At 54.0% G+C, this 274-nt stretch carries 1 protein-coding gene; it reads right to left on the bottom strand.

Annotated elements, in window-relative coordinates; genetic code table 11:
• Nucleotides 1-274: ABC transporter permease (locus SB765_RS29595; RefSeq protein WP_410932486.1), on the bottom strand; the 274-nt coding region annotated here is incomplete at both ends.

Below are 274 nucleotides of genomic sequence, written 5' to 3'. Positions count from 1 at the left end.
CCCTTCACCTGGATTGCGCGCAGATTGGCACCACTTTCTACCAGTCCGGTGAAATTGATATACGGCGCAGCGGCGGCAATACCCGGCACTTTCTGCACGTTATCCAGTGCTTCCTGCCAGTTAGTCCATGGCTGATTTACCGCTTCGATTTCACCATGCGGCACCACCGCCAGAATGCGGTTATTCAGTTCGCGTTCAAAGCCGTTCATCGCGCTTAAGCCGACGATCAATACCGCCACGCCGAGGGCAATACCAATGGTAGAAATGACAGAGA

This window comes from Pseudomonas sp. SIMBA_067 (genome assembly GCF_046534675.1).
Classification (GTDB): domain Bacteria; phylum Pseudomonadota; class Gammaproteobacteria; order Pseudomonadales; family Pseudomonadaceae; genus Aquipseudomonas; species Aquipseudomonas putida.
This window is presented reverse-complemented; position numbering and strand designations above follow the sequence as displayed.